Below are 11244 nucleotides of genomic sequence, written 5' to 3'. Positions count from 1 at the left end.
TGGATATTTCTCGATATAATCAAAAACCATAACTAATTATGAAAAATAGTAGACGCTCAATTTAATGTTTTACCATTTTTCTTTTTCTAAGTTAATATTTCGGACAAGTCTAATCAAATGCTAATTCAGATTAGGAATGCTCAAGAACCATACTCGCTTGCACAGGCGCATCTGTTACGGGCACGGGGGTATTTAGATCCAGTAGAGCAGATGGCACAGGTGGCAGACATCCGCGAGAAAATACGCCAGAAGGAGGAACAAAGGCGAATATATCTCCAACACATGAAGAAGCAATTACCTAATCCAATTCCTAATAAAAAGCCTGTTAATAAATCAGGGGAGTGATGTCATGTATGTCAAGTTTGCTGCTGCGATAATTTGCATAGCTTTGTGTTCGCTCAATGTTGTAGCGGCAGTCAAACGTACCCCTATTCGTACTACCCTGGAAGGTTCAACTCGGACAACGGTTGAGATGATGCCATCTCCCAATTCAGGAGTGCATTGGATGAGTGCAGTTATATTTCTGGCAGGGTTTGCTTGTTTCTTGAGTTGGGGAATTTCTGACTATAACAATGCAGTTGAAGAAACAGATGAAGTTTCTGATAACTTAGGAAATTCTGGCAATCAACAACTTCATGTTGGTGTTTCTAATACTGATATTCAGCCTTCTTTAATCCCCCCAGTTTCGCCTCCTGGGATGAGATTTAATAACGAGTTTTCTGCTAAAAATGTCGTTCAATTTTCTCCTCGTTCTACTGTTTCTGGATTAGGGCGAGTAGATAGTAGTCAGTTTGTTGAAGATGGAGTGCAAAATCAACCTGGAATCTTATCTCCAGAAGAGTTTTACGCCCAACTTCAAGATGAAGATTTTTGGGAAGATACTAACTCCCAAATAAATAATAAACCCGCCAGCTAGTTAATTTGAGGTCATATTATGAGTAGAAATCAACGCCGTAATTTTGATGTTGATTATTCTGAAGGTGGAGCAATTGTGCCTGCCAATCGGTTGCAAAATATGTTACAGCAGGTACAGCAAGGAGGAATGGTAAATCAGCAACCTAGCGTTTCTCCTATGACCACTTATGATACTCAACCTGTAGAAGTTAGGTATATTAATGCACCTACTGCTTATAAGCCGAGAGTTCCTCAGATAGAAATTCCCTACATTGAGACTTGGAAAGCACATAGGTTGCATCCACAAAATCCCTGGAGATTTGGCTGGTATCCAGTATATTTTTTATCAGATGTAATTAAATCTCCTGTAGGTGTCGCTGCTGTAGGAGTGTGGTTGTTAATAATGCTGTTGAATTTTCTCCTTAATGGCAGTTACACCGGGCCAGGATATGCAGCTGGGAAGAAGATTGAAGTTGTACCCAAGGAAGTTCCTTCTTTTGCCCTGCCTGTGGTTAAGCAGTTGGATTAATGTGGGTAAAGGCAATTTTTTGGTTCGTACTGCTGGTATGGATTGCAGATATCTTGCAACCGGGGTATTTGCAGTTTTATAACTGGCGTAATGCTGTGGCATTGGCACAAAAGCTTCAATTTTTATCGCCAGCTGTTGTCTCTACTGCTGCACCTGGCGTAAATATGTCTTCTAATCCTGTCTCTACGCGCTATTCCCCTAAAGTTAAGGAATCTGCAACATCCGGAGATGGCCTAAGTTCTCCTGATTGCCGTGTAGCTCAGAATGATTTTGAGGAAGTCTTGAGTAGTGCAAAGATTGGTTGTTGGCAGGTTTCTCCTGCTAATACAAAAAGGCGTTGAGACAATGCGAATAATCTTTGAAACTGACGGTAAAAAGGAGGTTAGTAATTCGACTGTAACTAGTTCGGATGAAACAGCCGATACTAATTCGAGTGAAAGTTGGAGATATGCGATCGCAACCTCAGTTGTCATTGCAGCTATGGTCATTCCCCAGGTTTCTGGATGGATTGAATCTCAATTGTTAGTTAAATCTCTCCAGAATCTAATACTACCTAGAACTGTTGTTAGTAATCAGGTTTTAAATAACGGTCGAATTGCCTTTCCTACTGCGGCTGGTACTCCTGTAACTAGTGAATTTGGTTGGCGGACACACCCCATTACAGGCGATCGCAAGTTTCACAGGGGAATTGATTTTGGCGCAGCCAAGGGTACGCCAATTTATGCGGTTGATGCTGGCCGAGTAGTTTTTGCGGGTGACAAGGATGGTTACGGCAAAGCAGTTATTATTCAGCATCAGGGAAGTTTATCTACTCTCTACGGTCATGCCAGTCAGCTGTATGTACAGCAGAGACAACTTGTTGTCCCTGGGCAGATGATTGCAGCAGTAGGTAGTACGGGGTTTTCGACGGGGCCGCATTTACATTTTGAGGTTCAAGTTAATGGTGTACCGCAGAATCCCCGTCCTTATTTACACGAATATTTAGCTAATCGTTGAAAGTTATTTAGCTATTGGCAAGAGCAATGCAAATTGTACCGATTTTTATATCAGGTGTAGTTGGTGCAGCCTGCTCTGTTGCATTTTCTTTCGGAGTAGCTTCACTGCCATGTGGATTGGTATCCAAGGGTGCGGATAGTGTTTGCCAAGTGCGTAGTTTTGGTAAAGCAGTTGATAGTTGGAAATTTGGGTTTATTGTTGGTGGTTTAGTAGGATTGATTTTCAGTCCTCGTCATCAATTTATATCCCGTTTTCAACCCATTCATTTGTCAACTGCTTCCTTAATTACTTTGGGAATTTATTTTTCAATTTCTCAAAGTACTGGTGTTTATTCATTGTCGTCAAATAGTTTAAAAGGAAGAGTTAGTGCAAGAGATTACTTACCACATCTTTATTCACCACGTTTGAGTGCTTTTTTAGCAACAATTCGTTGGGCAGAAACAGGAACCAGTGAGCCAGAAAGTTATCGCAAGTTAGTATTTAACGGAACTTTTAATGATTTTTCTACGCACCCGTTAAAGAAACAGTGCGCTCCTATTAATGGTAAAAATGTTTGTTCGACTGCGGCTGGTGCTTATCAAATGTTGGATATAAGTTGGTATGATCTTCAGCCAAAGTTAAACTTAAAAGATTTTAGTCCAGCTTCTCAGGACAAGATGGCAATTGAATATATTCGTCGTAATAATGCTTTAAGTGACATTGAAGCAGGAAGGTTTGATACTGCTGTATGCAAAGTAGGTAGAATTTGGGCTTCGTTTCCTTGTAATAATTACAATCAAAATGCTAAATCAATTGCTCAACTAAGAACTTATTATCAGCAACATTTACAAAAGTTTGAAATTTCTAGAAAGTGAAACTTAGTAATGTTACTACCATACAATGACAATAATACTAATCCTGAATTTCAAAAACAACAGCTTTGGACTGCAATTGTACAGGCCAAACAGGATGGTTTAGACAATGAAGAGATTATAGAAAATGTAAGGGAAGCTTTGCCTGAAATAATGGTTTCTTATGCTGAAACTGTTTTAAAGCAGATTGACTTTAGAGCAAAATTATCACGTCCAGTTGTTGAATTTAACTTAGAATTTTTATTTCAGGTAATATACGAATCAGTAATTGCAGGTACAAACGATGATGAAATATTATCAATATGTGCAGAACACTGTACTTTAAATCAGTACGAGTTTGTACGTTATGCACTTGAATATATCCATCTCAATCGAATGCCATCACAGTGGGAGCAAAATAACGTGTATCAAAAAATGATTGAGATAGTTAGTAGCTCGCCAATTGAATCTTTATTTGAATATATAGAGTCCATCAAAAATATCTATCTCAAGCATATTGGCTATGAAGTAGTGCAGCACAATCTTTATAATTTATTTTTAAATAATAAACCAATTAGTTACTTTACTGATTTAGCCAATAAATCTAAAGATAAAATTATTAAAAACTATTGCTATAGAACGGCAGTGCTTGTTGCCCGTGCTACGGATAAGCCAATAGCTTTAAAGCAGGCTGTAGATGGCTCAATTATTTTAAAAGAGCCTAAAGGTTTAAATAGTGAAATTGCTAATAATGAGACTGTTAATTCAAATATTTTAACTATGGGACAAGCAGGAAAACTATTAGTTGATACTTTAGAAGATTTTAATATTAATGCTAAGTATATTGATGCCAAAAATGGCCCTACTTTTAACCGTATTAGGGTAAAACTCGGACGGGGTGTTAGTTATAAAAAAGTAGAAGACATAGGTAATGACTTAGTACAGCAGCTTGGTGAAGAATTAGGCTTAAAAGTTGCGCCAATGGTCAGTGTAGTGCCTGGGGGAGTTGTATTTGACATACCCCGGTTAGATAGACAATTTGCTTATTTTCGTGATTATTTTACTTTTGAGGGCGAACCTGATATTTATTCGGTGTCTATCCCTGGTGGTGTTGATGTTGATGGCACTTATGTCGAAATTCCCCTTTATAGCGATAACGTGACCCATATCCTGGGTGGTGGGCGGACGCGGGGTGGAAAGTCACAGTTTGAGAAAGCCGCAATCTTATATTTAGTGCGACGATATCCCCCTTCTGTTGTGCGATTGGCACTTTCAGATGTTAAACGAGTGACCTTTGGTAAGTTTGATGGGCTTCCCCATCTTGTAGCCCCAGTTGCGCGTGATGCAGAGTCTACCGCTAACTTACTTGATTACTTAGTCGAAGAAATGGAATTGCGCTACCAGGAATTTGAACGCCACAGCAGCATTGAAACGATCGCACAGTACAACTCACGGTTCGCACCTGATTGCATCATGCCACGAGTGATTTGTCTAATTGACGAGTGTTTTGACCTACTTTCCGATGATAACTACTGCGATCGCATTGAGACTGCGCTGATGAAGTTGCTTGCAAAAGCGGGTGGTGCGGGGATTCATGTATTGTTATATACTCAACGACCTGACAAAAATGTGATAGACCCGTTGATTCGCTCAAACTTTCCAGCGAAGACAGCCTTTGTTACAACCCGTCCTGAAGATAGTTGTATTATCCTTGGGGACGATAAAGATAAGCGTGCAGTTTATTTGCTGGGATACGGTGATTTTTTGTACAAGACGACTGAAGTTTTACGACTCCAAGCTTTATATGTTGCTGACGATGAAGACCCTGAATACTTTCAGCAATTACTCTTGGAAGCAAAAAACCAGAACGATCCTTATACAGCATGGAAATCTGGGTTAGACTTTGATGAATTTGCCGCTAGTCTGTATGGCGAGAGTAGTAGTAATGATAATGGTAAATTTAAAGCCACTACTGCTACTAAAACTAAGCAATCTAAGACTGATTTTGAGGGCAGTTTTAGTTTTAAGGTGCAGCTGGACGAAGAAGCAAGAAACTCAATTATGAATTTGCATCAAAAGGGCTATAAACTTGATGAAATTGTCAAAGCAGTATTCAATTTATCCCGTCAAGATGGTAGATCATACAAGAAATTTAGAAACGTTGTCGAAGAATTTTTAAATAACTTTAAAGATGGTGGTGAAGATGATATTTGAACTGACCATGCCTTTACCCCCTTGTATGAACGAAATTATCAACCAGGCACGGTCGAGTTGGCAAGCTAGTGCTGAACTTAAGAAGTACTGGACAAACTTAATTGGTGAATTTGTTAGAGAATGTGAATTTTATTTAGATAGTACAGTTTGGATTGAGTTTCATTGGTATCTCAAAAATTTTGCACGAGATAGTGATAATGTAGCTGCTGCCGCTAAATTTATTATGGATGGGCTAGTTACAGGGCGAGCAATTCGTAACGATAACCTGACAGTTATCCAATCACCTGTTGTTCATTACTATCATCGCAGTAGTGGTGATGATGGTGTGCTATTAAGACTTTCACAATCACCTGATTTTTTATTAGATAATTTTATTGTATCTAACAAATTTTCTAGAAAAAGTTTAGAAAGACACAATCAAAAAATCACACATTTAATCTCAAACAAATTGTAGTTTATCTAAAGGATAATGGTAATGTTACGTTATAAAGAATATACTTGGTTGATTGGTAAACTAAATGCAGGCAAGAATGTTAATTTATGGGGTAAACAGGATATTGCTAAGACTTTTACTGTTAAAAATTGTTTACTTAAAGATATTACTTTAAAGTCTGTTTATCTTAATCTTGAATATCCTTTTAGTGTAGCTCATCTATTTGATGTTATTCCTATGAGTTTTGATTTGTACTACCAGCAGGATTGGCAAAATATAGTAACCGAATTATCTGAAGGATTCAATAGACTACTTGTGATTGATAATTTTGATAGATTGCACTTTGTTAGCGATAGTTTTAGCGACGATTTATTGAGATTACAACAGTTGGCTAAACTAGAAAATTTTTCTTTACTATTAATATCTCGGCTGCCGCTAAGATGTTTTCATTTTACGGGTTTTGCTAACTGTTTTGAAGAATTGGAATTAAACGAAACTAATACTTGGACTTTTGGAAAGTAGATATGTTATTTCTATATATTGTGATTTGGTGATATTTCAGTTCGGTTAGATTGTTGTTTTAAGCAACAAAGCAAGTTCGATTCTTGCTATCACCATTGGGAATGAAACTACTACTGAGACTGAAAATTAACGAGTACATATCTATTAAATAGTTGTGGAATTGTTAATAGAGTAAGGGGTAGGTTAGTGGTGTAATTCTCAGCAAATCCCAATTTGTGCCGGGGCGAGAGTAATTAAAAATCTTGTGACCTGCATTTTGGAGGGATGAATTATGTTGAAGAAGTTTGCGTTTAATGGCTTGAGAAACCTTAATGCTGCTTTTGGAATGGTGTCTTTGACTGCTATTGCTTTAGGCACTATAGCAACTTTTTCTGGTTTGGGCTTATTGTACTTAGCTAGGGGCGGATTCCCAATAGTTGAGAAAGAACGCTCTGGACAAATTGCCTATATTGGCACTGGTGCTATTGTATTGGGCTTTACCGGAATTATTCTTGCTTCCTTGGGCGGTGCTTTCTTAAGCATTGTTGAAGAATCGGAGGAAACTAATTCGAGTAGAGAAACTGCAAAAATAGCTGACATAAAACCGCTTGTATTAACAAAAGCTGAGAACTCTGAAAAATCTGATTGTCTGCCTTTAATTTACACTTACAAGGTGATGAATTTTGAGGGACATCCTGATTCAAAGTGCTTGGTTGTTTCTAGATTTGAGGAAGAACCATATCGGAAATTCCTACTTTACGAAGAATTACGTTCTCAGCAAATTGACGACTTGGCAGTAATCTATGATGAAACCGATCCAGACAGATTAATTGGACAAACATTCTCCTCATATAAACCTTTACCTTATGAAGCTTTAGAGGAGCATTTAGATATACACCGACGCTATATTAATGCAGTTAATAGCGAAGAATTTAGTTCTTGCTATTTACAAGTATGTGCTGGGTGTAAGTTACTGCATGGTGCCAATAATATTGTTTGTGGGATTCATCCATATGGATGTTTAGAACATAGTTGCTGTCCAGATAAACAATGGGATGAACGTAAGGCGTTATTTCCATTTGAAGATGATGCTGTTGTCGAAAATTTAAATAGAGAAATATCGTCCAATCAAGCGAATATTTACAAATTTTACGGCAATCTTATCTTGTGGGATGAATACGCTAACCGTAGGTTTTCTTTTTCCTATTCCGGTATCTTGCTTAAACATTCTGACAGACTGCTTGAGCTTGATATGGAAGCGAAACTTCTTTCTTACATTCAGTATTTCCGTACTCGAAATGTAGTGGTCTTTGACTATGTAGCATCAGGACGAGTTTTAGAGTTTGTAAAGGAACTCAAGGGCATAGCTCAAATCGAAGTTGATGGTGATGAAATATCTATCTTTTTTGATATATATGCGCCCTGTCATCGCTTTCGTCGTGATGGTGTATCGCTGCATCCCTACTCAACTTTCGTTCCTCAAGAACTTAGATATAACTACAACTTGGTTAGCTACGTTAACTACCTTAAGAGTAAAAAATCTGGAGTGCTGGGATGAATAAGGAAGTTTCTAAAAGCTGCGGGTGCAAGTCGGTAAAATCGCATTTCGCATTTTTGCAATTTCTGTATCTTGAACTGGTAATTTATCCAATTTAACAACTGCAAATTTTGGAAAACTGAGTTCATCTAATTGCTTAAAAAGGCAATTTATCCTCCTTCCTCCTGCGATTGCTTGGGATACGTATAAAAGCTTTCACTCAGTACGGGGGTTTCCCCCGCTACTGGGTGGTAAGCCGCTAAACGCCGCCCATCAGTAATTCATGGAGGAATCACACTATGTCTGCTTTTGCAATATCGCCTTTTGTGCAATCTGTTAACGATGTTTTGTTTCCAATCGAGTTGTTTTTGATGGTCTTCCCAATCTTCTATGTGATATTTGTCCCTGCTCAATCAGTATCACTTCCAGTTACTAATAGTACTGGGGTGATTTCTGAAGAGTTGCCTGTTTTGGATACTCAGGGTGATTTGACTGGTGTTGGTGCTGTTTCTGTTCGGGAAGAATTTTCTAAACCAGAATCTTCGATTATTGAAACTGCGCCGCCAGTTGTTGAAACTGGGATTGTGGATGAAGCCAGACAGCTTGTGCTGGTAGATGTTATGGAAGAAAGGGAGAAGCTTTTGGATTTAGGTGCACGGAAGCTGCGACAGTTCTGCAAAGAACGCCGAATCCAAGGCTATTCTACCGTCTACAACCGTAAAAAACTTGATGGACTCGTTGATTTTCTGATCGCGCAACAAGTGACCTCTGCTCAAGTGGTCAAGTGTGTGGAAATGCTTGCTTAGAGTGTGATGAAAAGCCTCGGTAAAAACTGGGATTGCAAAACTACTCCCTTGGGCTAGGATAATATTTGCTTGATGACTCTTTCTATTAAGGTTGAGCTTCTAAAATGCGTCCTATACTTCTGGGCGATAGTGTTGGTAAACCTCTCCTAGCGGCTTCTTCTGCTACCTGCATATGGTAGTGGTGCTTTGAGCGACTAGGTTTTCGGTTCTTGCTCCATTCGCTGATTTCGACAATTTTGCTTGCCTCTGTACTTTTGCACTTCTTAGGTCTGCCTACGTTGACACCCAATACTTCATTAGCTTTTGCGATCGCCGACTCTTGGGTTTCTGACAAGATGGTACTTGATGTCCATCTTTTCTTCCACTTTGCTATTGAGTTTTCGGTTACACCAATCTCTTGGGCTAAAGCTACATATTTTTTGCCTTCGTTTAGCCCTAGCAGAATTTTCGCTCTTTTGCTAACTTCATCGCTGCTCGTTGCCGCTATGTGTTCTAGTGCTTGTTTTTCAAGAGAATTTAATATCTGAAGATGAGGCATCTAAAAATTTACCCCTCTTTACTGTACAATTTTGCCAAATGGAATGAAGCCTGATATACTCTTTTTGTAGCGTTCATTTTTTCTAAAAACCCACCCAAAGCCCTGTTTGCACCAGGGCTTTGAGGAGAAAACAAGCCCACCTGTTAGTAAAACAAGGCGGAACATTGTTTTGTCAATTTAATTAACTAGAGACATCATATCATGAGTTTAGCCAGTTTTACAAATCTTTCTTTCGGTAGATGTATTTTTCCCAAAAATAACACCAAAAAATATCTCTTCAATGAAATTGGTTTTAAATGGGTTAATAATAATAGTTTTCTACTGCAAAAATTCTCTTCGGGAGATTGTTTGATAATTAATTGTTCATTATTTACAAAAATTAATTATTTTTTAATAATATCACTTTCACTGTAGAAAGTGCCATCAGTCCTGCTGCTTGAGTTTTCCTGCTTTCTGCTCAGGCTTTTCAAAATTGAACTTATCTTTTTTAGGCAATTTGTGACCCGGAGTATCAATATGTCTGAGGTGCATAGTCCGGCAATTGTATATATTTCTCCTGCGGAGTTGGTCGTTCATCCGAAGCTGATAGAAATATATGGTGAAAATGAGAAGCGTCCAGCTTTAGAAAAAAGTATCTCGGAAAAAGGGATTCTGGAATCTTTAAAGGTATCTGCACGCACAGGTGTAAATGTCGTCTTGGCAGGCAAGTGTCGTTTGCAGATAGCCCGCCAGTTGGGAATTTCTGCTGTGAAAGTAGAATTTGTCGAGTCTAGTTCGCCTGAAGAAGATTTGAAATTAGTGCTTGATTTTAATCTCCACCGCGAAGGCGGGAAGACTCATTACCAAAAATTTCACGAGGGGCAGTACTGGGAAAGCGTACTTCGTCCCCAAGCGAAAGAAAGACAACGGGAAAGTGCACGTCGTTTGAATGAAACGAAGTATTCAAATTTGAACACTTCGATAGATGAGAATAAAGCTCAATTAAATAAGGGTAAACCTGTGATTCAGGAGGTATCGGAGAATCTAAGGATAAGTGTTGGCAGTTATCACAAGGGTAAAAAAGTATTTGAATATATTTCTCAATTAAGAGATTTGCAAAAATTTAAGGCAGTTATTGCACTGGAGGCGGAATTTAACCGAAGTATTGATGCAGCGTACAAGTTCGTTTGCAATCAAGATATCTGTAACCAGGTTATAGACCTAATTGAAGCAGGCGAGATAGGTAGTATAAGTGATGGTATCGCTTGGATGCGGAATGGCGATCGCAATCCGTTTCGGCGTTTCCAAGTTGGTCAAGTATATCAATTTAAGGAAAGACTGCGGACAGAGTTGGAAATTGTGGGGCGTGTTATTGGTATAACTAATGAATTTGTTGTGTTTGGATTGAGGAATTTAGTAAATATGAACCTAGAAATTGTGAATCTACGTCCGCGACAGATTGATGCGGATTTGCAAGATGAACCATCTGCGGAACAGAGAGCAAGAATTCTTCACTTAATGGAAAAGTTTAGAGATGTTTTTCCAGTTCAGGTATCTTTAGCTGAATTGTTAAAACTACCAAATTTAACTGATAAAGAGGAGGTTTTATTGCGGATGTATGAATCTGACGTATTTGAAAAAACTTGGGAGGACTATAAGAGCCAAATGAAAGCAATGGAAGTGTCTACAAATAGAAAAAAGGATAATATTCGTGCTGCATAGGTAGCTGTGAGCAGTTAATCTAGCAGAGAATTTATCCCACAATTTAACGTTACCTAATAGATTAGCATCTCAATACTGATTGCAGTACGAGTTCATATTTTGGGTGCTGAACTCGTATGGATATATTTGACTGTTTTTTGTCTTTAAATTCGTTGGTGGAGTGTAATTTCATCTTCACCCATTGTACTAACCTCTGTCAGTTTTTGGTGACACTTTTAGGTGTTACTAGCTTTGCATTCTTATTCCAAAACTATTTTCTAGATTT

12 protein-coding genes, 1 tRNA gene and 1 pseudogene are annotated in these 11244 nt (G+C 38.4%); 13 read left to right on the top strand and 1 reads right to left on the bottom strand.

The annotated features are described in order from the left end of the window. Window positions 1-111: 111 nt before the first annotated feature. The 12 genes and pseudogenes from H6G79_RS33770 to H6G79_RS33715 all read left to right on the top strand — a co-directional run. Window positions 112-345: pseudogene (locus H6G79_RS33770) on the top strand (phage terminase large subunit family protein); the annotation flags it as partial. Between the two features lie 4 nt (window positions 346-349). Then, window positions 350-916, top strand: a complete 567-nt coding sequence (locus H6G79_RS33765) for a hypothetical protein (protein ID WP_190594873.1) — start codon at window positions 350-352, stop codon at window positions 914-916. Between the two features lie 18 nt (window positions 917-934). Then, a complete protein-coding gene (locus tag H6G79_RS33760) occupies window positions 935-1423 on the top strand; it encodes a hypothetical protein (protein WP_086834080.1) in 489 nt (162 codons plus the stop codon). Beyond that, window positions 1423-1764 carry a hypothetical protein gene (locus tag H6G79_RS33755; protein ID WP_190594874.1) on the top strand — a complete coding sequence of 114 codons (342 nt, stop codon included), beginning with the start codon at window positions 1423-1425 and terminating at the stop codon, window positions 1762-1764. Before H6G79_RS33760 ends, H6G79_RS33755 begins: the two co-directional genes overlap by 1 nt. A 4-nt stretch (window positions 1765-1768) precedes the next feature. Then, window positions 1769-2419 (top strand): M23 family metallopeptidase, encoded by a 651-nt coding sequence (locus tag H6G79_RS33750; protein ID WP_190594875.1) that lies wholly within the window; start codon window positions 1769-1771, stop codon window positions 2417-2419. Between the two features lie 26 nt (window positions 2420-2445). Beyond that, on the top strand, window positions 2446-3273 hold the full coding sequence (locus tag H6G79_RS33745) for a lysozyme (protein ID WP_190594876.1): 828 nt from the start codon (window positions 2446-2448) through the stop codon (window positions 3271-3273). A 9-nt stretch (window positions 3274-3282) separates the two neighbouring features. Next, window positions 3283-5463, top strand: a complete 2181-nt coding sequence (locus tag H6G79_RS33740; protein ID WP_190594877.1) for a DNA translocase FtsK — start codon at window positions 3283-3285, stop codon at window positions 5461-5463. After that, window positions 5453-5917, top strand: a complete 465-nt coding sequence (locus tag H6G79_RS33735; protein WP_096585436.1) for a hypothetical protein — start codon at window positions 5453-5455, stop codon at window positions 5915-5917. The genes H6G79_RS33740 and H6G79_RS33735 overlap by 11 nt, the downstream gene beginning before the upstream one ends. A gap of 21 nt (window positions 5918-5938) precedes the next feature. Then, window positions 5939-6418 carry an ATP-binding protein gene (locus H6G79_RS33730; RefSeq protein WP_190594878.1) on the top strand — a complete coding sequence of 160 codons (480 nt, stop codon included), beginning with the start codon at window positions 5939-5941 and terminating at the stop codon, window positions 6416-6418. Between the two features lie 27 nt (window positions 6419-6445). Then, window positions 6446-6513, top strand: a tRNA-OTHER gene (locus H6G79_RS33725). A 176-nt stretch (window positions 6514-6689) separates the two neighbouring features. Further along, window positions 6690-7955 carry a hypothetical protein gene (locus H6G79_RS33720; protein WP_096542716.1) on the top strand — a complete coding sequence of 422 codons (1266 nt, stop codon included), beginning with the start codon at window positions 6690-6692 and terminating at the stop codon, window positions 7953-7955. 278 nt (window positions 7956-8233) lie between these two features. After that, complete coding sequence (locus H6G79_RS33715) at window positions 8234-8740, top strand: hypothetical protein (RefSeq protein WP_096542718.1); 507 nt, start codon at window positions 8234-8236, stop codon at window positions 8738-8740. An 85-nt stretch (window positions 8741-8825) separates the two neighbouring features. Here the strand turns inward: H6G79_RS33715 and H6G79_RS33710 are convergent, their stop codons facing one another. Continuing rightward, on the bottom strand, window positions 8826-9278 hold the full coding sequence (locus H6G79_RS33710) for a helix-turn-helix domain-containing protein (protein ID WP_045873776.1): 453 nt from the start codon (window positions 9276-9278) through the stop codon (window positions 8826-8828). Between the two features lie 516 nt (window positions 9279-9794). Here H6G79_RS33710 and H6G79_RS33705 point away from each other — a divergent pair. Further along, window positions 9795-10979 (top strand): hypothetical protein, encoded by a 1185-nt coding sequence (locus H6G79_RS33705; RefSeq protein WP_190594879.1) that lies wholly within the window; start codon window positions 9795-9797, stop codon window positions 10977-10979. The last annotated feature ends 265 nt before the right edge of the window (window positions 10980-11244 follow it).

Source organism: Anabaena sp. FACHB-83, assembly GCF_014697485.1.
Classification (GTDB): domain Bacteria; phylum Cyanobacteriota; class Cyanobacteriia; order Cyanobacteriales; family Nostocaceae; genus Nostoc_B.
The sequence above is the reverse complement of the archived record's forward strand: the minus strand, read 5'-3'. Positions and strand labels throughout refer to the sequence as shown.

What these genes read in the sequence shown, in the direction of transcription:
- H6G79_RS33765 (WP_190594873.1), top strand. Translation starts at nt 350, where the DNA reads ATGTATGTCAAGTTTGCTGCTGCGATAATTTGCATAGCTTTGTGTTCG.
- H6G79_RS33760 (WP_086834080.1), top strand. Translation starts at nt 935, where the DNA reads ATGAGTAGAAATCAACGCCGTAATTTTGATGTTGATTATTCTGAAGGT.
- H6G79_RS33755 (WP_190594874.1), top strand. Translation starts at nt 1,423, where the DNA reads ATGTGGGTAAAGGCAATTTTTTGGTTCGTACTGCTGGTATGGATTGCA.
- H6G79_RS33750 (WP_190594875.1), top strand. Translation starts at nt 1,769, where the DNA reads ATGCGAATAATCTTTGAAACTGACGGTAAAAAGGAGGTTAGTAATTCG.
- H6G79_RS33745 (WP_190594876.1), top strand. Translation starts at nt 2,446, where the DNA reads ATGCAAATTGTACCGATTTTTATATCAGGTGTAGTTGGTGCAGCCTGC.
- H6G79_RS33740 (WP_190594877.1), top strand. Translation starts at nt 3,283, where the DNA reads ATGTTACTACCATACAATGACAATAATACTAATCCTGAATTTCAAAAA.
- H6G79_RS33735 (WP_096585436.1), top strand. Translation starts at nt 5,453, where the DNA reads ATGATATTTGAACTGACCATGCCTTTACCCCCTTGTATGAACGAAATT.
- H6G79_RS33730 (WP_190594878.1), top strand. Translation starts at nt 5,939, where the DNA reads ATGTTACGTTATAAAGAATATACTTGGTTGATTGGTAAACTAAATGCA.
- H6G79_RS33720 (WP_096542716.1), top strand. Translation starts at nt 6,690, where the DNA reads ATGTTGAAGAAGTTTGCGTTTAATGGCTTGAGAAACCTTAATGCTGCT.
- H6G79_RS33715 (WP_096542718.1), top strand. Translation starts at nt 8,234, where the DNA reads ATGTCTGCTTTTGCAATATCGCCTTTTGTGCAATCTGTTAACGATGTT.
- H6G79_RS33710 (WP_045873776.1), bottom strand. Translation starts at nt 9,278, where the DNA reads ATGCCTCATCTTCAGATATTAAATTCTCTTGAAAAACAAGCACTAGAA.
- H6G79_RS33705 (WP_190594879.1), top strand. Translation starts at nt 9,795, where the DNA reads ATGTCTGAGGTGCATAGTCCGGCAATTGTATATATTTCTCCTGCGGAG.